Below are 20,573 nucleotides of genomic sequence, written 5' to 3'. Positions count from 1 at the left end.
CCAAAATAGTTGTACTTTTGCACCCATGATTTATCCAGATAATTTTGAAAACAAGATAGGATTCAATGAAATCCGTAAAATGTTGCGAGAAAGATGTCTCTCTCCACTTGGCAAGGAACAGGTGGACAAGATGTCTTTCAGCAGCGACGCAGAACTCGTTAACGAGTGGCTCATGCAGGTGCGTGAGTTCCGTAGATTGATGGAGGAAGTAGAAGACTTCCCCCTTCAATATTTCTATGACGTAAGAGAAAGCATCCTCCGTATCCGTGTGGAAAACACACACTTGGAAGAGGATGAACTGTTCGATCTAAGACGTTCGCTTGCCACCATCGCAGGAATGGTAAAGATTCTGAATCACAGCGACGAGGATGATGGTCACGGCGAACCGGAAGATGGCTGGCGCAGAGAAAAGCAGTATCCTTATCCTGCCCTCCATCGCCTTTCACAAGATGTGATGACCTTCCCACAGTTGATTCAGCGCATCGACCAGATTCTCGACAAGTTTGGTAAGATTCGCGACAACGCAACCCCTGAACTTCTCCAGATTCGCAGAGAACTGGCTAAGACAGAGGGAAGCATCTCGCGTACCTTATATAGTATTCTGCGCTCGGCACAGAGCGAAGGAATCGTAGAGAAAGATGTTACCCCAACCCTGCGCGACGGCCGACTGGTTATCCCTGTCATCCCTACCCTCAAGCGCCGAATCAAGGGTATCGTTCACGACGAAAGTGCCACCGGCAAGACCGTCTTCATCGAGCCAACCGAAGTGGTGGAAGCCAACAACCGCGTGCGCGAACTGGAAGGAGAAGAGCGAAAGGAAATCATCCGAATCCTTACCGATTTCACCAACAAGGTGCGCCCATTCTCCAAGGAAATATTAGACAGCTACCGCTTCCTCGCCATCATCGACCTGATTCAGGCTAAACAGAAACTCGCCGATGTATTCAAGGCGATAGAGCCAGAGGTAGAAGACCATCCACACGTGGATTGGATCCGTGCCATCCATCCACTCCTCCAGCAATCCCTGCAGAAGAAGAACGAGAAGGTGGTACCACTCGACATCACCCTGACACAGGATAAGCGCATCCTCATCATCTCGGGACCTAACGCCGGAGGTAAATCCGTATGTCTCAAGACCGTAGGTCTACTTCAGTATATGCTGCAATGCGGATTGAGCATCCCGGTGAGCGAGCGTTCCAAGACAGGTATTTTCCAGAACATCATGATAGACATCGGTGACGAACAGAGTCTGGAGAACGACCTGAGTACCTACTCTTCTCACCTTTTGAACATGAAGAATATGATGAAGGCAGCCAATGGCGACACCATCATACTGATAGATGAGTTTGGTACAGGTACCGAGCCGGGCATTGGCGGTGCCATCGCCGAAGCCGTGCTCGACAAGTTCTGCAAGCAGCAGGCGTATGGCGTCATCACCACCCACTACCAGAACCTGAAGCATTTTGCCGACAGTCACGAGGGAGTGGTAAACGGTGCCATGCTTTACGACCGTCACGAGATGAAGGCCCTCTTCCAGCTCGCCATCGGTCGTCCAGGTTCATCTTTCGCCATCGAAATCGCAAGAAAGATCGGATTGCCGGAAGAAGTGATCAAGGAGGCATCCGACATCGTAGGTTCCGAATACATCCAGAGCGACAAGTACCTGCAGGATATCGTCCGCGACAAGCGATACTGGGAGAACAAGCGCCAGAACATCCATCAGCGCGAGAAGGATATAGAGAAGACCATCTCGAAATATGAAAGCGACATCGAGGATATCGAGCGCAGCAGAAAGGCGATTCTCAAGAAAGCGAAAGAGGAAGCTGCAGAACTTCTGAAGGAGAGCAACAAGAAGATTGAGAATGCCATCCGAGAGATTCGAGAGAGTCAGGCGGAGAAGGAGGAAACCCGTCGCATCCGTCAGGAACTCGATGCCTTCAAGCAGGAGGTCCAGGAGATTGACACCAAGGAATCGGACGACAAGATTGCCCGCAAGATTGCCCAGATTCAGCAGCGCAAGGAGCGCCATGCCAAGCGCCAGGCTGAGAAGAAAGAGAACCAGGAGAAGGCGGCTGCGGCTCTGCGAAATGCACAGAGCAAGATACAGAGCGACAGCAAGCGGGAAATCCAGGTGGGCGATACCGTACGAATCAAGGGCCTGACTACGATAGGAAAGGTAGAGAACATCAATGGCGATACTGCCACTGCTGTTTTTGGCGGCATGCGTACCAAGATGCGCCTCAACAGACTGGAGCACGCCACAGCCACAGCCGAAAACGTAGATAAGACCGAGGAGCGCAAGGAAAACCTAGCTTCTTATGGTATCAGCAAGGAGACCCGCAAGACGATAGATGCCCACAAAACCAACTTCCACCAGGATCTGGATGTACGAGGTATGCGTGGCGATGAGGCACTGAATGCCGTTCAGTATTTCATTGATGATGCCATCCTGGTAGGAATGCCAAGAGTTAGAATTCTTCATGGCAAGGGCAATGGAATTCTCCGCCAGCTCATCCGTCAGTACCTGAGCAGCGTTCCAAATGTGACGCATTATGCCGATGAGCATGTTCAGTTCGGCGGTGCCGGCATCACGGTAGTTGATTTTTAGAAGAAAAAAGCGCCAGAAAAAGGAGTTATCATCTTCTAAATATAATAAGGTGTAATAGAAAAAAGGGGGCAATTATCTGCCTCCTTTTTCTAAATAAACGTTAACATTATCAACTTTTTCATTGAAAAATTTGGCAGGTTCAGAAAATTGCAGTACTTTTGCACTCGCTTAAAAGCAATAACCGCTTTCAAGTATATGAGACGGACAAGTCTCATACGACCAGCTCCCTCGGAATCCCCCAGGATGGGAACATAGCAAGGGTACTTGGTTGTAGCGGTGCGATATGAATCGCTTGTCCACCCGCCTCTTTAGCTCAGTTGGCCAGAGCACGTGATTTGTAATCTCGGGGTCGTTGGTTCGAATCCGACAAGAGGCTCAAAAAAGGAATCTTCTTTCAGAAGGTTCCTTTTTTTGTTTTTAAAACCATTCTATCTTTAATTATCTATAAATATTCTCCCCCTTTACACCTTATATAATAAAAAAGTTGTATTTTTGCAAATTGATATGTTACATTCGTAGAAATACATTAAGACAATGAATACAGAAAATAACGAGAAGCAAGAAGAAAAGAAGAACGATGAACAGAGCCAGACAAAGTTCGACAACTCTGATCAGAAGATCAAGATCTTTGTGATTGATACAGGTAAGATCAAACAGACCAAGGCTTTTGCCCGTCAAGACGGTACCCTGCTTGGTATCGTATGGGTAGCCAGTTTCGTTTGTACCATGCTGGCAGCCGATCCGGAACACCATATTTTGGGATTGTTTTCCAATCTCCTCATCCTCTCCACTCCATTTGTGGTGGCAAAGCGTTTGAAATATTTCCGTGATGTGGTAAGAGAAGGTCATATCTCCTTCAAGCACGGATTGTATTACTGTGTCCAGACATTCTTCTATGCCACCTTGCTGCTCACCATCATACAGTATCTCTGGTTCCGATTCATGAATACCGGCATGTTTATGACCCAGCTCCAGACCAACTACCAGATGATAGCCCAGGCTTATCAGTTGACTGCAGAGGAAACCAAAGCCCTCTTCGATGCCATCACGATGATGAAACCTATCGCATGGGCATCCATGTTTATGATCACCGACCTGGTAGCAGGCGCAGTACTCAGTCCGATTCTCGCAGCCATCTATTCAAAGAAACGAATCAGCCAGCAGTAACCGGCAAATTAGAAAATCTTAAAACATAACATAAGAAAATGGATATTTCAGTTATAGTTCCTCTTTTCAACGAGGAAGAATCATTGCCAGAACTCTTTGCTTGGATCAAGCGAGTGATGGACACCAACGATTTCACATACGAAGTTATCTTCGTGAACGACGGTTCTACCGACCGTTCATGGAATGTCATAGAAGAGCTTGCCGAGAAGTTCGAGCAGGTAAAGGGCATCAAGTTCCGCCGCAACTACGGAAAGAGTCCGGCACTCTATTGTGGATTCAAGGAGGCACAGGGAGATGTTGTCATCACCATGGATGCAGACCTGCAGGATTCTCCTGACGAGATTCCGGGACTCTACCAGATGATTACCAAGGAAGGCTACGACCTCGTTTCCGGTTACAAGCAGAACCGCAAGCAGGGCGACCCTCTCAGCAAGACCATCCCTACCAAGCTGTTCAATGCTACAGCCCGAAAGGTAAGCGGAATCCATAATCTCCATGACTTCAACTGCGGACTGAAGGCTTATCGCCGCGAAGTAGTCAAGAACATCGAGGTATATGGCGAGATGCATCGCTACATCCCATATCTTGCCAAGAACGCCGGCTTTGCCAAGATTGGCGAAAAACCAGTTCACCATCAGGCACGCAAGTTCGGAACCTCCAAGTTCATGGGCTGGAACCGTTTCGTAAACGGCTATCTCGACCTGATGACCCTCTGGTTCCTCAGCAACTTCGGCAAGAAGCCAATGCATGTATTCGGATTCCTGGGCAGTCTCGTATTCTTCATCGGCTTCCTCTCGCTCATCGGCTTGGGCATCGACAAGAGCATCGACCTCTACCATGGCGTATATGGTCATCTCATTACCGACTCCCCATACTTCTACATTGCGCTCATCGCTATGGTACTGGGTAGCCAGTTCTTCCTTGCCGGATTCCTGGGCGACCTGATCAGCCGTCAGAATCCAAACCGTAACGATTATCAAATAGAAAAGGAAATAAGATGCGGAAAATAATACCAATGGTCATCCTGATGATGGTGCTCACGATGGTGGGGTGTTCCACCCTCGACTGCCCGCTCAACAACACGACTTACACCAAGTACAAGTTGATGGGCAACATCAAGACCCTGCAGGACACCATGACCATCTCGACCACCAAGACAGCGGGCACCGACAGCGTGCTCATCAACAAGGATGTGAAAGTAGATAGTTTCATTCTTCCGATGAGTTATCATCAGCCGGAGGATGTTTTCTACTTCGAGATTCGCAACCGCGATCATCAGGTGTGGAAAGACACGGTGACCGTGAAGAAGGAGAATTATTCGCATTTCGAGTCTGTGGATTGCGGTCCGTCATTCTTCCATACCATTACGGAGGTGAAGACCACTCACAACTACATCGACTCGATAGTCATCAACAATAAAGAGGTAAATTATGATGCATCTAAAGCACATTTCTATATCTATTTCGGCAATCGCCACTAAGACAGCTTTCATGGGGATAACCAAAGCTGTTTCTTTGGAGATGACAAAAGCTGTAGAGAAAGGAGCTTTCCTTCTGGCTTGTCTTCTGATGCTGGGAGGTGCTTCTGCGAATGCACAGAACCAGAAGAAGATGGCTACTGTGGAGAAGGACACCATCCCGTTCTTCCGCGGAATGGCTGTGGGAGTAGATGTCATCGGACCGGTTCAGCTGATGGTCAGCGATTACGGTCAGTATGAGGCATCCCTCCGTATCAATCTCAAGGACAAGTACTATCCGGTCTTCGAGCTGGGATATGGCAAGGCTGATGCCAGCGACGAGAGTACGAAGATCAATTACAAGACCAGCGCTCCCTATGCCCGCATCGGTATAGACTGGAATCTGCTGAAGAACAAGCACGACGATTACCGTCTGTTCGGTGGCTTCCGCTATGGTTTCACCTTCTTCAAATACGATGTCACCTCTCCTCCTATCCAGGATCCGGTATGGGGTGGCGATGTACCTTACGGAGCCGAAGGCGTGAAGAGCAACTACCACTGGCTGGAAGGAGTCTTCGGAGTAGATGCCAAGATCTGGGGTCCCGTCCGCATGGGATGGAGTTTCCGATACAAGCGCCGGTTGGCTAAGAAGGATGGCGAAATAGGCAACTGCTACTATGTGCCGGGCTTCGGTAAGCAAGGCGGTTCCCGATTAGGCGGCACCTTTAACGTTACACTTGAGATATAATCCGAGAGATAGATAGATTGTTCATTCAAATTTCGCAAAAGCGGAAGTTCAGTAAGCAAGACAATGAAAAAAAAGAAACTGATTTGGCAGATACCTTTTCTGCTCATTCTGATCATAGGCAGTATCTTCGTGATACGCCAGCAGCGCAACACCCCATTCCAGAAAGATGAGGGTATGGTGTTCGGCACCATCTATCACATCACTTACCAGAGTGATATCAACTATCAGAAAGAGATAGAGGCTGAGTTGCAGAAGGTGGATAATTCACTCTCCCCTTTCAACAAGACCTCCATCATCTCCCGCATCAACCGCAATGAAAAGGTGAAGGTAGATGAGATGTTCAGCGAGGTATTCCAACTCGCCGAGAAGATTTCCGGAGATACAGACGGAGCCTTCGATATCACCGTGGCGCCTATGGTGAATGCCTGGGGATTCGGTTTCAAGACCGGTAACCCTCCTACCCGACAGACCATCGACAGCCTGCGTGCCATCGTGGGATTCCACACCGTTTCCCTGAAGGACGGTTACGTCATCAAGAAGAATCCGAAGACGATGCTCGACTGCTCTGCCATTGCCAAGGGATATGGCACCGATGTGGTAGCGAGATTCCTCAAGAAGAAGGGCGTACAGAACTTCATGGTAGAGATCGGTGGAGAGATCGTGGTAAACGGCAACAGCGAGAAACTGCAGCCTTGGCGCATCGGAATCAACAAGCCAACGGATGATTCGCTCAACACCAATCAGGCTATCCAGGATGTAGTCAGCGTAAGCAATATCGCAATGGCCACCAGCGGCAACTACCGCAACTTCTACTACAAGAACGGAAAGAAGTATGCCCACACCATCGACCCGAAGACAGGCTATCCGGTACAGCACAACATCCTCTCTGCCACCGTATTTGCAGATGACTGTGCCACTGCCGATGCCTATGCCACCTCGTTCATGGTACTGGGATTGGATGGAGCCAAGAAGATCCTGGAGAAACATCCCGAGCTTTGCGCCTATCTGATTTATTCAGACCAGAAGGGCAGCAACCAAATCTGGTATTCTCCTTCCCTTCAGAAGAAGTTAGGAAAATAAAGATACTGAAAAAGTAAGAAAAATATAGAACGATGCAGGAAGATAAGTTATACGATACGCTCTTGAATCTGCCTCTGTTTCTCGGAATGAGCCGCGCCGACCTTCTTCAGATTGCCGGACATACCAAGTTCGATTTCCAGAAGATAGAAGGAGGTGAGACTTTAACCGAGATAGGTGAACCCTATCACCGGTTGCTCTTTCTCCTTTCCGGAGAAGTGGCTGTAGAGACTATGGCAGATGACCGTGGGTATAGAATCGTAGAGACCATCAAGGCACCGGAGGTATTCATGATAGAACGCCTCTTCGGATACGACCAGCACTCGCCCCATCACTATGTGGCGAGAAATGACTGCAGCCTGATGAGCATCAGCAAGAAAGAAGTGCTGCGACTCGCCAAACAATACGAAATCTTCCACATCAATCTGCTCAACCTCATCTCCACCCAGGCACAGAGAAGCAATCGCCGCCTCTTCAGGGTACCCCCGAAGACGCTCAGCGACAGCATCATCCGATTCTTCGAGAATCATTGCCTACGCCCGGCAGGCGAAAAAAACTTCCACATCAAGATGGATCGCCTGGCACAGGAGCTGAATGTCAAGCGGCTCAAGGTATCAGTGGCGCTCAACGAACTGGAGACCAAGGGACTGATCGAACTCCATCGCGGCAGAATCAGCATCCCTGCACTCGAGAAATTAATCAATAGATAACATTCACTCGAGAAATTAATCAATAGATAACAATTAAAATTATGCAAGATAATAATTCCACAAAGAATAACGAAACCCAGAAGAGAGAGAATCCTTTCTTCCTGCCCTATGGCACCCCACATTATACAGTCCCTTTCCACCGCATCCAGCTCGGTGATTACGAAGAGGCTTTCATGGAAGGTATCCGACGCGATGACGAGGCCACTGATAAGATTATCAATGACCCGGCAGAGCCTACCTTCGAGAATACCATTGCCCGCGTAGATACCGAGAAGGGCGAACATTATTACGATCTTCTGAGTCGTGTTTCCAATGTATTCTCTTGCATGATGAGTGCAGAAACCTGCGATGAGATGGAAGAACTGGCACAGAAACTGAGTCCGATCCTCACCAAGCATGCCAACGATATCACCCTGAACAAGAAGCTCTTCGAACGCATCAAGTTTGTTCACGACCATCCAAACCGTGAGCTCAATGCCGAGGAACAGATGCTCCTCGATACCAGTTACGACGGATTCGTGCGCAGCGGTGCCCTACTCGATGAGGAAGGCAAGGAGAAGCTGCGCAAGCTCACCGAGGAGGCAAGCATGCTCACCCTCCAGTTCTCGCAGAATCTGCTGAAGGAAAACAAGGCTTACACCCTGCATATCACCGATAAGGCTCAGCTCGACGGACTCCCAGAGACCGCCATCGCAGCCGCTGCCCATAATGCAAAGGAGAAGAATGAAGAGGGATGGATCTTCACCCTCGACTTCCCTAGCTACTCTCCTTTCATGACCTACTCCACCCAGCGCGAACTCCGTAAGCAGATGTACATGGCGAGAAATACCGTCTGCACCCACGACAACGAGCAGAACAACCTGCAGATCTGTCAGCGACTCGTCAACCTGCGCAGAGAGCTGGCACAGCTTCTGGGCTTCGAGACCTATGCCGATTACGTACTCCGTCATCGTATGGCAAGCACCACAGAGAATGTGTATAAGCTTCTGAACGATCTCATCAATGCCTACAAGCCTACCGCCATCCACGAGACGGCAGAGGTAGAGGCACTCGCCAAGAAACTGGAGGGCGATGATTTCGAGATGCAGCCATGGGATTTCGGATTCTATTCTCATAAGCTCCAGATGGAGAAGTACAATCTCGATGCAGAGATGCTTCGTCCTTATTTCCAGCTCGATAAGGTGATTGATGGCGTATTCGGTCTTGCCAACAAGCTCTACGGCATCACCTTCCAGGAGAACAAGGACATCCCGGTCTATCATCCTGATGTCAAGGCATACGAGGTATTCGATAAGGATGGCAGCTATCTGGCAGTCTTCTATGCCGACTTCTTCCCTCGCAAGGGCAAGCAGGGAGGTGCCTGGATGACAGAGTTCCAGGGACAGTGGATAGATTACAAGGGCACCAATGTGCGCCCTCATGTCAGCGTGGTAATGAACTTCACCAAGCCTACCGCCGAGAAGCCAGCCCTCCTGACCCTGGGCGAGGTAGAGACCTTCCTCCACGAGTTTGGTCACAGCCTCCACGGCATATTTGCCAACACCCGTTTCGAGAGTCTTTCGGGCACCAATGTATGGTGGGACTTCGTAGAGTTGCCATCCCAGTTTATGGAAAACTATGCGGTGGAGAAGGATTTCCTGCGCACCTTTGCCTTCCATTACGAGACAGGCGAACCATTGCCGGACAATCTCATCGAGCGCATCGTGAAGAGCCGCAACTTCATGGCAGCTTATGCCTGCCTGCGCCAGGTAAGTTTCGGATTGCTGGATATGGCATACTATACCAAGAAGGATGCCTTCACCGAAGATATCATCCCATTTGAGAAGGAGGCATGGAAAAAAGCGATGATCTTCCCTCAGTTGCCTGATACCTGCATGACCGTACAGTTCTCTCATATCATGGCAGGTGGATATGCAGCAGGTTACTACAGCTACAAGTGGGCAGAGGTGCTCGATGCCGATGCCTTCAGCGTATTCAAGAAGAACGGCATCTTCGACCAGGCTACCGCCCAGAGCTTCCGCGACAATATCCTTTCTAAGGGAGGCACCGAGCATCCGATGACGCTATACAAGCGATTCCGCGGACAGGAACCTACCATCGATGCCCTGCTCGAACGCAACGAGATCAAGAAGAATGTAGTATCTAAATAAGATATGTAGTATCTAAAGTAGAATCTATATAGAAAATGTTGAATCTAAATAGAAAATGTTGAAGGATGGAAAATCAACTTTCTAAACAGAAGAAGCTCGACCTGCGCTATCTGCGCATGGCTCGCATCTGGGCTGAGAACAGCTACTGCAAGCGCCGCCAGGTAGGTGCGCTGGTGGTGAAGGACAAGATGATCATCAGCGATGGATACAATGGAACTCCCAGCGGATTCGAGAATATCTGCGAGGAGAACAATGTAACCAAGCCATACGTTCTGCATGCCGAGGCCAACGCCATCACCAAGCTGGCACGCAGCAGCAACAACAGCGAGGGCAGTACACTCTATGTCACTGCCTCTCCCTGCATCGAATGCTCCAAGCTCATTATCCAGTCGGGCATCAAGCGTGTGGTCTATGCCGAGAAATACCGCCTCACCGACGGTGTGGATCTTCTGAAGCGTGCAGGAGTTGTGGTAGAATACATGAATCCGGATGAAGAAGAAGCCTCACAGGATTAAAGAGAGAAAAAGAGAGAAAGAAACGTTAGTATATTAAATTAGTTAGTTATGAATATGAATAAGAATAAGACCAATCGGTATATGCCCTTCATCATGGCGATCTGCGTTGTGCTGGGCATCATCATCGGCACATTCTTTTCGAATCATTTCGCCGGCAACCGACTCAATGTCATCAACAGTGGAAGCAACCGTCTGAACAACCTGCTCCACCTCATCGATGACCAGTATGTAGATGCCGTGAACATCGATTCGCTGGTAGATAAGGCGATTCCTCAGATTCTTGCCGAACTGGATCCTCACTCTGTCTATATCAGTGCGAAGGATGCAGCAGCCGCTACCGACGACCTCAAGGGTTCGTTCTCGGGCGTAGGCATCGAGTTTGTCATCCGCCAGGACACCATCCATGTGCAGAATGTGATTCAGAACGGACCAGCCGAAAAGGCTGGATTGTTGGCAGGTGATAAGATTGTAGCCGTAGATGGCAAGCCTTTCGTAGGCAAGATTGTCACCAATCAGGAAGCGATGCACCGCCTCAAGGGTCCTAAGGATACCAAGGTGAAGATTGGCGTCATCCGCTATGGCAGCAAGAAGGTGCAGACCTTCAGCGTCACCCGTGGCGAGATACCTACCAAGAGTGTCACCGCTGCCTATATGCTCGATGACAACACCGGATATATCCGCATCAAGAACTTCGGCGAGAACACCTATCCTGAGATGCTCATCGCGCTGGCAAAACTCTCACAGCAGGGATTCAAGAATCTCTGTATCGACCTGCGCGATAACTCGGGTGGTTATCTCACAGCCGCTGTGAATATGGCAAACGAGTTCCTGCCAGAGAAGAAACTCATACTCTATACCCAGGGCCGCAAGTCGCCTCGCCAGGATTACATGAGTGATGGCAAGGGTTCCTACAAGAAGATTCCGATGGTTGTGCTCATCAATGAGGGTTCTGCTTCTTCGGCTGAGATCTTTGCAGGAGCCATGCAGGACAACGACCGTGCCACCATTATCGGCCGCCGTTCGTTCGGTAAGGGATTGGTACAGCAGCAGATTGAGTTCCCAGACCACAGTCTCATCCGTCTTACCATCGCCCGTTACTATACTCCATCAGGCAGATGTATCCAGAAGCCATATACTCTGGGCGACAGCGGTGATTACGAGCAGGATCTCCTCACCCGTTATGAGCATGGCGAGTTCTTCTCGCAGGATAGCATCAAGCATACCGGTCCGGCTTACCATACCGGCATTGGCAGAGTGGTTTATGGTGGTGGTGGCATCACTCCAGATATCTTCGTTCCTGAAGATACCCTGGGTATGACATCTTACTTCAAGGAAGCGAGTATGAGCGGACTGATTCTCCAGTTTGCGTTTACCTATACGGACGACAACCGTCCTAAGTTGAACAATTTCAAGGAGATGATGGAACTCGCCGATTATCTTGATAAGCAGAACCTGGTAGAGCAGTTTGCCGTTTATGCCGACAAGCGCGGACTGAAGCGCCGTAACCTCCTCATCCGCAAGTCTCACAAACTGCTGGACCGTGTTCTCGACAGCCGTATCATCTACAATATGCTGGATGAGCAGGCGTGGACAGAATACATCAACCAGGATGATCCTGTAATCAGGAAAACTCTTGAGGTCTTCAACAATCACGCCGCCTTCCCTAAGAAGCCTACAGCACCAGCAAAGGCTGCCAAGGCAACAAAAGCTGCAGGCAAAGTGGTAAAGAAGAAGTAAGCATGGATAAGAAAGAATTAAGAAAAATAATAAGAGATAGAAAGCGACAGTATTCCTCAAGTACTCTTGAGGAACTGTCGCTTTCCGTTTTATCTCATCTCGAAGAGAATGGGCATCTGCAGTCTGCCCATACGGTGATGATGTACTATTCCCTCCCCGACGAGGTGAATACCCATCGTTTCATCGACCATCTGGTGGCTTGCGGTAAGAAGGTATTATTGCCCGAAGTAATTGACGACCGGAATATGGTGCTCCGTGAATACTGCGGAAGAGCGGATTTAAGAGAAGGTGCCTATCATATCATGGAGCCTGCAGGCGCCCTTTTTCCTCCCCACCGCTACAGTGAGATAGATGTAGCCATCATCCCGGGTATGGCATTCGATATCCAGGGTAATCGTCTGGGCAGGGGCAAGGCCTATTACGACCGCTTCCTCCCGAAGATTCCTGGAGCCTACAGAATAGGCATCGCCTTCCCCTTCCAGCTCCTGTCTCAGATTCCGACGGAGGAAACAGATATCGCCATGAACGAAATCGTCTCGTAAGAAAGAGAGCATCTCATATAAAAGAAATCGTCTCGTAAGAAAGAGAGCATCTCATAAAAAAAGTATTTTTTCGCAGAAAAATACAATATAATGCGGGAAAATGCGTTAATAAAAGAAAAAAAGACGATTTTTTATTCTCCCCGATTAAACCTTTTAGGATTTTCGGGGTCAAATTAAACGATTAGAATTCATAAACTGAACTTTTATTATATCGTGTAAGATTCAATAGGAAATTTATTAGTTAGTATTTAGGTAAATCTGAAGCACCGGCTTGTGAAAGTCGATGCTTTTTTCGTTTTTTAACGGCAAACAATATGATTTCTCGTTTTTTTTTACTACTTTTGTATTTCGAACAAAAAAACAATGCAAATCAAAAAGGCATTGCCATCAAAACATAAACAACAATGATGAAACGAAGTAACTACATATTATTATCCATTCTGGCAATAGGCCTCATGGCTTCTTGCGCAGAAAAGAAAAAGAGCAAGATAATCATTGCCCCCAAACCTGTGGCACAGGTAACCAACAAACCCACCCAGGAGATGAGCGGATATGAACAGTCAAGAGATGTAGAATGGCTGGGCAACCATTACAAGGTAGTAGTGAAGCGAGAAGCCGACCACGAATTACCCATCATCCAACTGGACAAGACCAACAAGTATTACGATAATAAGATCACCATCCGCATTCTGAGAAGCGATGGTACCGAGTTCTTCAACCACACCTTTACAAAGGCAGCCTTTGAAAACAATCTCGATAAGAAGACGAAATCGACGGGAGCCCTTCTGGGCATCGTTTTCGATAAGGCAGAAGGAAACAATCTCTGTTTTGCAGCCAGTGTCGGTTCCCCGGATATCACTAGCGATGAATATCTTCCATTGGTACTGAAAATATCAAGAATGGGTGCCGTCAGCATCAGCAACGATCAGGTTCTCGATACCGAATCCGATACCGAATCCACCTCTTCCACTTCTAAAGAAGAATCAGAAGATGATGAAGAAGGGGTATAAACAAGAAATTCTATTAAGCGCAAGAAGTTTGCGCTTAATAGAATCTGATATCAGCAATCACCATACTTCCCACCTGCTCGTTCAATCTGCGAACCAGGATGGAGCGATTCATGGTAAGATCTGCTCTCAGTGCCGGATTCATCACTTTCACAAACAGCGTCTGGTTCTTGATGAATTTCTCACCGCAATAGGCTGCGATAGGTGCTCCTACCACAGTCTCCCAACTATCTATCAGACGTCTCTGCTGCAAAGGCGTCTCCAATCCCTGGTTTCTCAGAAACTCAGGCAATAGTTCTGCTATCGATTTAACTTTCTGTCTAAACATAAGCTATCCTCCTAAACATACGTTATTAAATATACGCTATTCTAAACATACGCAATTTCTCCATTATTCACCTCAAAAATCCGAAAATCGCCATTCAGTCGATGGAGAATCTGATCCAGATGATCCCTATTCGTATCCGTGATGAAAATCTGACCGAAGCTGTCACTCGATACCAGTTGAACGATGGCTTCAACTCTCTGAGCATCAAGCTTATCAAAGATATCATCCAGCAGCAGCAAAGGAGTGGTATTCGAACATGTACGCTGCAGGAAACTGAACTGCGCCAGCTTCAGGGCTATCACATAACTCTTGTTCTGTCCCTGACTTCCCTCGCGCTTCATCTGATAATCTCCGATGGTAAATTCCAGGTCATCCCTGTGCATGCCGTGCAATGAATATCCTACGGCTCTATCTTTGAACCGGTCACGCTGAATCACCTCCAGCAACGGTCCCCTCTGGCAGTGGGAGATATAATGCAGCCCCACCTTCTCCTGGTTGCCCGAAATATGCTGGTAAATCTCCTGAAACAGCGGCACCAGTTCGCTCACAAACGCCTGTCTCTTGGCATAGAGCATTTCTCCGTTCATCGCCATCTGCTGTTCCCAGAGTTCCATCAGCGTGGCATCCGGTTCCTCCTCCATCTTCAGCAGCGCATTTCTCTGCTGCAGCGCCTTGTTGTAGTTGTTCAGCGCCTCGATATACGTATTGTCGTATTGCGAAATCACCACATCCATCAGCTTTCTTCTCTCCTCGCTTCCGCCTTCTATGAGCGAAACATCCGAAGGTGAAACATAGATGAGCGGGATGAGTCCGATGTGCTGCGAGAGCCTTTTATACTCCTTCTTGTTGCGTTTGAAGTGCTTCTTGGTCCCCCTTTTCATGCCGCAGTAGATGTTCTCCATATCCCCATTATCGCTCTCGTAGTTGCCTTCCAGCATGAAGAAAGCCTCGTCGTGCGTGATGATCTGCGAATCGATGGGATTGTTGGCACTTCTGCAAAACGAGAGATAGTAGATGGCATCGAGAAAGTTGGTCTTACCCATACCATTATGACCGATAAGACAGTTGATCTTGGGCGAAAGCTCCAGGTTGGCGCCCTTGATGTTTTTGTAATTAATAATGGAAATATTCTTTAAAATCATAGATACTTTTCTGCTAATTGACTGCAAAGTTAGCAGAAAAAGCCCAAAAAACGAAAAAAGTAGGCTAGAAATTTCAATATCTGAATAAAAATCAGTAAATTTGCAACCTAAAAGAATAAAAAACAAAGAAGAATAAAAACATAGAATAATAAAAAACAAAAAATAAGAAATGGCAAACAACAACGTACAGGCTCAGGAAATCGAGAGCCTTAACATGAAAGAGGCCTTCTTCATGAAGTACAAGAAGGCAATTATGATCGCAGTGGTAGCATTGATCGTTATCATCGCAGGTGTATTCGCTTACATGTCTCAGATTGCAGGTCCTCGTGAGGACAAGGCAAGCACATTGCTCGGCAAGGGTCAGACCTATTTCCAGAACGAGATGTATGAGCAGGCACTCAACGGCGATGGCGCTGGCTACGTAGGATTCGCAAAGATTGCCAGCGAATACGGCAGCACCGATGCAGGCAACCTCGCCAACCTCTATGCAGGTCTCTGCTATGCCAATCTCGGCAAGTGGGCAGAGGCAGAGAAGAGCCTCGATGCATTCTCATCTAAGGGCGACGAGATGATCAGCCCAGCCGCTCAGGCAGCCCTCGGCGATGCATACGCTCACCTCAACAAGCTCGATGATGCCGTAGCCGCTTTCAAGAAGGCTGCTTCCATGGCAGACAGCAAGGCAGAGGATGATGCCAACAACTCTCTCTCTCCTGCCTTCCTCATCAAGGCTGGCGAAATCCTGGAGAGCCAGAACAAGAAGGCAGAGGCTTTGAGCATCTATCAGGACATCAAGAAGAAGTATGTAAACTCTATGCTCGTTCAGAGCTCTGAGATCGATAAGTACATCGAGCGTGCTTCCAACTAAATCAGAACATTATGGCAACAGCACTTCATAATTTGTCGGAATACGACTTTTCCAAGATTCCAGATGCCAGCAACATGTGCTTCGGTATCGTGGTAGCAGAATGGAACCCAGAGATTACAGGCGCCTTGCTCGATGGAGCTGTCAAGACGCTGGAGAAGCATGGGGCCATCCCTGAGAACATCCATGTGAAGACCGTACCGGGAAGCTTCGAGCTTATCTACGGCGCACATCAGATGGTGCTCAATGGCGGCTACGATGCTGTCATCATCCTGGGTAGTGTGATTCGTGGCGAGACTCCGCACTTCGATTATATCTGCGAGGGTGTCACCTACGGTATTGCGCGCCTCAATGCCACACAGGAAATCCCTGTCATCTACGGACTTCTCACCACCAACGACCTCCAACAGGCGAAGGATCGCTGCGGCGGCAAGTTGGGCAACAAGGGTGACGAGTGCGCTATCGACGCTATCAAAATGGCAAAATTCTAATCACATAAGAAAGCTCTTGACGTTGGGCTAAACCTGACTTCAAGAGCTTTTATTATATCCTTATTATATATTTAATCATATATTCTATATATAGATTGTATAATTATACCCTTATTCGTATGAAGAAAGTATTTTTTATCCTCATCCCGGCGGTTATCCTCAGCCTCCTCTCCTGCTCTCCCAAGAAGCCGGCAGAAGAGAAGAAGAGCGCCATCGATACCATCCCCACGATGGTGATGCAGATACAGAAATGCACGCGCCTTTATACCGCCGAGGCGCACGTTCATAAGATCATCACCCACGATGACCAGTTCAAGCTTAAGGGTTCCTTCCTAAAGCAAGAATTCAACATCCCCGTGCCAGGCTCCAACCGAAAGGTAGCCATCCCCATGGATGCTACCATCAAGGCGTATGTAGATTTCCAGGGATTCTCAGACAGGAATGTGTCCCGTAAAGGCGATAAGATAGAAATCATCCTGCCCGACCCGAAGATGGTGCTCACCAGTACCCGAATCGATCACAAGAAACTGAAACAGTATGTTTCACTCACCCGCAGCAACTACTCCGATGCCGAACTCACCCAGCTGGAACAGCAGGGCAGAGAGAGCATCATCCGCGATATTCCCAACCTCGACCTGATGGAGCAGGCTCGCATCAGTGCAGCCAATACCCTCATCCCGATGCTCAAGCAGATGGGTTTCCGGGAAGAGAACATCCAGATCAGCTTCCGCAAGAAGTTCACCCTCGATGATATCAGGAGATTCCTGCAGAACTCGGGAGTGGAGAAGAAAGATAAAAACTAGTGAGAAGAAAGATAAACCCTCAAACTAAGGAGGAATGAGATATGAAGAAATATGGCATCATCCTGCTCACCATCCTTGCCCTCATACTAGCGGGCACGCTCTATTGGCTCAACAAGGATAATACGGTGAGCGTAACCACAGAAGAACAGACCACCCTGTCGCCTACCCAGGTAGAGAGCATCGAGGCGATAGGCGAATGGGAGTTTCTCGCCATCAGCAACGAGGAACTGGTAGATACCGTTCGTCGCGGCTTCTTCGGCGACGACCAGCTGGTGCGCATCTATTACGGCACCCTGCGCCTGGGCATCAATATGAAAGATGTAAAGGAAGGATGGATCCAGGCAAATGCCGAGAAGGATTCCATCGTCTGCACCCTCCCTCCTATCCGACTGCTGGATAACAACTTCATCGACGAAGCCCGAACCCGCAGCTTCTTCGATGAAGGAAAGTGGACGGGAGCCGACCGCCAGGCACTCTACGACCGTGCCTATGCCCAGATGAAGAAACGCTGCCTCACCCCAGCCAATATCCGTATCGCCCAGCGCAATGCCAGGCAGCAGTTCCGCGATATGTTCAAGGCTATGGGATTCCCCAATGCCCGGGTAGAGTTTGAAGAAAAATAGATATAGATTTTATAATTGTAATTTAAAGAGAGATTAACATGGAAGCAATCAACGAATTTTTCACATCCTTCAGTTCGTTCCTTTGGGGGTGGCCGATGATCATCCTGCTGCTGGGAACCCACATTTTCCTGACGGTTCGCCTTCGCTTTCCGCAGCGTAAGATTTTCCAGGCGATATCGCTGTCCTTCAAGAAGGACAAGAATGCTACTGGCGATGTCTCCCAGTTCGGAGCCCTCGCCACAGCCCTTGCCGCTACCATCGGTACCGGTAATATCATAGGTGTGGCCACTGCCATCGCCCTGGGTGGACCAGGTGCCGTATTCTGGTGCTGGCTCACCGGTGTCTTCGGCATCTCCACCAAGTATGCCGAAGGTCTTCTTGCCGTGAAATACCGCGTCAAGACCAAGCGTGGAGAGATGCTTGGCGGTCCGATGTATGCCCTCGAAAAGGGATTGGGATGGAAGTGGCTCGGTATCCTCTTCGCCCTCTTTGCCGCCCTCGCCTCCTTCGGCATCGGCAGCACCGTACAGGCGAATGCCATCTCCACACTGGTAGAAAACCAGTATGGCATCAGTCCATACATCACCGGCGCTATCGTCACCCTCCTCGGTGCCGCAGTCATCATCGGTGGTGTGCAGAGCATCTCAAAAGTATGTGGAATGCTTGTGCCTTTCATGGCGATTTTCTATGTAGTGGGCTGCATCTACATCCTGATCGTCAATCACGCCTATCTCCTGCCAGCCCTGAAGATTATCTTCGAATCCGCCTTCACTACCCGTGCAGCCGGAGGCGGTTTTGCAGGCAGCACCCTCATGATAGCAGCCCGCTACGGTATCGCCCGCGGACTCTTCTCCAACGAGTCGGGACTCGGTTCGGCACCTATCGTAGCTGCCGCCGCCCAGACCCGCAATCCGGTACGCCAGGCGCTGGTATCCTCTACCGGAACCTTTTGGGATACCGTCATCATCTGTGCCCTCACGGGCTTGGTCATCACCTCCAGCATCATCGCCTATCCTGATATCGACTACCACAATGGCGCAGCGCTTACCAAGGCAGCCTTCAGCAAGATACCATACATAGGAGCCCCATTGCTCACCATCGGCCTCGCCACCTTCGCCTTCAGCACCACCCTGGGATGGAGCTATTATGGCGAACGCTGCGTAGAGTATCTCAAGGGAAAGCGCTGGATGCTCATCTATCGCATGTTGTATATTGTAAGTATCTTCCTGGGCAGTGTCATCAGCCTCGGACTGGTATGGAATATCGCCGACTGCATGAATGCCCTGATGGCGATACCAAACCTCATCTCCCTGCTCTGTCTCAGCGGCATCATCGTTCACGAAACCCGCAAGTATCTCTGGCGCGACCAGCTTGACAGGGAGATGAACGAAGATGAGATTGAGGAACTGGAGTAGCGGATATCGAAATCTGAGAACTAGCGTAGCGGATACTGGAGATGCTTCATGCTGTGGCCACCCCACACGGCATCATTCACGTATTCGAATCCCATATTGGCATAGAGTCTTTCTGCCTTCGGATTGCCCTTATCCACGAGCAGTCCCACGGCAGGAAGGCCCATTTCCCTGCCTTTTTCTATCACCGCCTTGAGCAGCATCTTGGCGATACCCTTGCCACGGAAGGCAGCAGGCACGGCGAGGCTGTCGATATAGAGTTCGCCCTCCTGCGTTTCCGGATCCATTCCTGTATAGTCGATGCCGAAGGTTTCCTTAGCCTCCTCGATGAATCGCTTGCGCAGCGCCTTGAGCTGTGCACCGTCGTAAGACACGATGATACCAGCAGTAATGCCCTCGCTATTGGTAGCCAGGAGCGTATTGCGGTAACTATACTGGCTATCCTCCATTCTTACGAGTCTTTCCATCACCTGGTGGAATTCCGCCAGTGTATGATGAGCACCAGCCAGGTTCTGGCAGCATCCTGGGTTCATCGCCTCCATGATGAGCGATGCAATGTGCGACGCCCTGTCAGGCGTAGCCGGTTCAATTTTTATCTTCATTTTTGTTTAGAGTTATATCATTACATTATTTAATTAGTCATCCGATTCCCCTCTTCAAGTCAGAATCCGCTTGCAAAGATAGCAAAAACAATCGAGACAAAAGAATTTTTATATATTTTTCACCCTGCCCAACAGTTCATACAGACCATATCCTTGATGCACCGTTTCAGTGCATCAAGAGGGTTAACATGCTGATTTACAAGCAAATTCATTTTTCTATATTCGAGCACATCGCACAAATTCTTCGCACAGAACCAAGGCTCGCCCTTCTCATTAGCAGCGGTTCTTACCGTTCCGAATGCCAGATTCTCAAAAACAGCAACCTGCGCAGCTTCCTTCTTGTTGGCTTTCTTCTTATTAAAAAAATTACACAGAGCTGTCATTTTCATGAAATCACGTATTGGGGAATTTCCATCACAGCTATCACAATAACAGTTATCACAGTTTTTACGGAGGGGGTATCTGAAGGGAAGGAAAATGTTAAATGTAATTTAACTATATATATATATATAAATATATAATATATATAGTTAGTTCTGGAATGAGAAAAAGAAAAGTGTTTCGAGAAACTGTGATAACTGTTATTGTGATAG

The 20,573-nt window shown here is 48.7% G+C and carries 21 protein-coding genes and 1 tRNA gene; 18 read left to right on the top strand and 4 right to left on the bottom strand.

What is annotated here, in order from left to right:
• Positions 1–25: 25 nt before the first annotated feature.
• The 13 genes from DXD25_RS08175 to DXD25_RS08115 all read left to right on the top strand — a co-directional run bounded on the left by DXD25_RS08175 (position 26) and on the right by DXD25_RS08115 (position 13,720).
• Positions 26–2,608, top strand: coding sequence for an endonuclease MutS2 (locus DXD25_RS08175; protein ID WP_117662813.1), 2,583 nt, complete (start codon positions 26–28; stop codon positions 2,606–2,608).
• A gap of 302 nt (positions 2,609–2,910) precedes the next feature.
• Positions 2,911–2,984 (top strand) — tRNA-Thr (locus DXD25_RS08170).
• A 158-nt stretch (positions 2,985–3,142) separates the two neighbouring features.
• Complete coding sequence (locus tag DXD25_RS08165; protein WP_089545209.1) at positions 3,143–3,775, top strand: DUF4199 domain-containing protein; 633 nt, start codon at positions 3,143–3,145, stop codon at positions 3,773–3,775.
• Between the two features lie 38 nt (positions 3,776–3,813).
• Positions 3,814–4,785, top strand: a complete 972-nt coding sequence (locus DXD25_RS08160; RefSeq protein ID WP_089545210.1) for a glycosyltransferase family 2 protein — start codon at positions 3,814–3,816, stop codon at positions 4,783–4,785.
• Entirely contained in the window at positions 4,773–5,255 is a 483-nt protein-coding gene (locus DXD25_RS08155; RefSeq protein ID WP_089545211.1) for a DUF6452 family protein, read from the top strand. The genes DXD25_RS08160 and DXD25_RS08155 overlap by 13 nt, the downstream gene beginning before the upstream one ends.
• Positions 5,256–5,265: 10 nt before the next feature.
• Complete coding sequence (locus DXD25_RS08150; protein ID WP_233522236.1) at positions 5,266–5,979, top strand: DUF6048 family protein; 714 nt, start codon at positions 5,266–5,268, stop codon at positions 5,977–5,979.
• A 63-nt stretch (positions 5,980–6,042) separates the two neighbouring features.
• Positions 6,043–7,059, top strand: a complete 1,017-nt coding sequence (locus DXD25_RS08145; RefSeq protein WP_117662811.1) for an FAD:protein FMN transferase — start codon at positions 6,043–6,045, stop codon at positions 7,057–7,059.
• Between the two features lie 32 nt (positions 7,060–7,091).
• The gene (locus DXD25_RS08140; protein WP_117662809.1) at positions 7,092–7,766 is read left to right on the top strand and encodes a Crp/Fnr family transcriptional regulator; all 675 of its coding nucleotides are present in this window, start codon (positions 7,092–7,094) and stop codon (positions 7,764–7,766) included.
• Positions 7,767–7,807: 41 nt separating this feature from the next.
• On the top strand, positions 7,808–9,916 hold the full coding sequence (locus tag DXD25_RS08135) for a M3 family metallopeptidase (RefSeq protein ID WP_117662807.1): 2,109 nt from the start codon (positions 7,808–7,810) through the stop codon (positions 9,914–9,916).
• 65 nt (positions 9,917–9,981) lie between these two features.
• Complete coding sequence (locus DXD25_RS08130) at positions 9,982–10,431, top strand: dCMP deaminase family protein (protein ID WP_117662805.1); 450 nt, start codon at positions 9,982–9,984, stop codon at positions 10,429–10,431.
• Positions 10,432–10,485: 54 nt separating this feature from the next.
• Complete coding sequence (locus DXD25_RS08125; protein ID WP_233522235.1) at positions 10,486–12,168, top strand: S41 family peptidase; 1,683 nt, start codon at positions 10,486–10,488, stop codon at positions 12,166–12,168.
• Between the two features lie 2 nt (positions 12,169–12,170).
• Complete coding sequence (locus tag DXD25_RS08120; RefSeq protein WP_117662801.1) at positions 12,171–12,710, top strand: 5-formyltetrahydrofolate cyclo-ligase; 540 nt, start codon at positions 12,171–12,173, stop codon at positions 12,708–12,710.
• 404 nt (positions 12,711–13,114) lie between these two features.
• Positions 13,115–13,720 carry a DUF4738 domain-containing protein gene (locus DXD25_RS08115; RefSeq protein ID WP_367379916.1) on the top strand — a complete coding sequence of 202 codons (606 nt, stop codon included), beginning with the start codon at positions 13,115–13,117 and terminating at the stop codon, positions 13,718–13,720.
• A gap of 34 nt (positions 13,721–13,754) precedes the next feature.
• On the opposite strand, the gene DXD25_RS08110 is transcribed toward DXD25_RS08115, so the two are convergent.
• A complete protein-coding gene (locus tag DXD25_RS08110; RefSeq protein ID WP_089545217.1) occupies positions 13,755–14,045 on the bottom strand; it encodes a DUF721 domain-containing protein in 291 nt (96 codons plus the stop codon).
• Between the two features lie 41 nt (positions 14,046–14,086).
• Positions 14,087–15,187, bottom strand: coding sequence for a DNA replication/repair protein RecF (locus tag DXD25_RS08105; RefSeq protein WP_117662799.1), 1,101 nt, complete (start codon positions 15,185–15,187; stop codon positions 14,087–14,089).
• A 169-nt stretch (positions 15,188–15,356) separates the two neighbouring features.
• Between DXD25_RS08105 and DXD25_RS08100 the strand changes: the two genes are divergently transcribed.
• The 5 genes from DXD25_RS08100 (at position 15,357) to DXD25_RS08080 (ending at position 19,381) form a co-directional block, all read left to right on the top strand.
• Positions 15,357–16,052, top strand: coding sequence for a tol-pal system YbgF family protein (locus DXD25_RS08100; protein WP_117662797.1), 696 nt, complete (start codon positions 15,357–15,359; stop codon positions 16,050–16,052).
• A gap of 11 nt (positions 16,053–16,063) precedes the next feature.
• Entirely contained in the window at positions 16,064–16,540 is a 477-nt protein-coding gene (gene ribH / locus DXD25_RS08095) for a 6,7-dimethyl-8-ribityllumazine synthase (protein WP_089545220.1), read from the top strand.
• A 119-nt stretch (positions 16,541–16,659) separates the two neighbouring features.
• Positions 16,660–17,343 carry a DUF4230 domain-containing protein gene (locus DXD25_RS08090; RefSeq protein WP_117662864.1) on the top strand — a complete coding sequence of 228 codons (684 nt, stop codon included), beginning with the start codon at positions 16,660–16,662 and terminating at the stop codon, positions 17,341–17,343.
• Between the two features lie 41 nt (positions 17,344–17,384).
• Positions 17,385–17,966, top strand: coding sequence for a DUF4230 domain-containing protein (locus DXD25_RS08085; RefSeq protein ID WP_117662795.1), 582 nt, complete (start codon positions 17,385–17,387; stop codon positions 17,964–17,966).
• A gap of 38 nt (positions 17,967–18,004) precedes the next feature.
• Complete coding sequence (locus tag DXD25_RS08080) at positions 18,005–19,381, top strand: sodium:alanine symporter family protein (protein ID WP_117662792.1); 1,377 nt, start codon at positions 18,005–18,007, stop codon at positions 19,379–19,381.
• Positions 19,382–19,401: 20 nt separating this feature from the next.
• Here the strand turns inward: DXD25_RS08080 and DXD25_RS08075 are convergent, their stop codons facing one another.
• Together DXD25_RS08075 and DXD25_RS08070 are read right to left on the bottom strand one after the other, a co-directional pair.
• Positions 19,402–19,980, bottom strand: coding sequence for a GNAT family N-acetyltransferase (locus DXD25_RS08075; RefSeq protein WP_089545224.1), 579 nt, complete (start codon positions 19,978–19,980; stop codon positions 19,402–19,404).
• A gap of 119 nt (positions 19,981–20,099) precedes the next feature.
• A complete protein-coding gene (locus DXD25_RS08070; protein WP_222847542.1) occupies positions 20,100–20,363 on the bottom strand; it encodes a Bro-N domain-containing protein in 264 nt (87 codons plus the stop codon).
• Between the last annotated feature and the right edge of the window lie 210 nt (positions 20,364–20,573).

Source organism: Prevotella sp. TF12-30 (assembly GCF_003436715.1).
GTDB lineage: Bacteria > Bacteroidota > Bacteroidia > Bacteroidales > Bacteroidaceae > Prevotella > Prevotella copri_A.
Note: the sequence above shows the minus strand (reverse complement) of the source record. Positions and strands in the feature narration are given on the sequence as shown.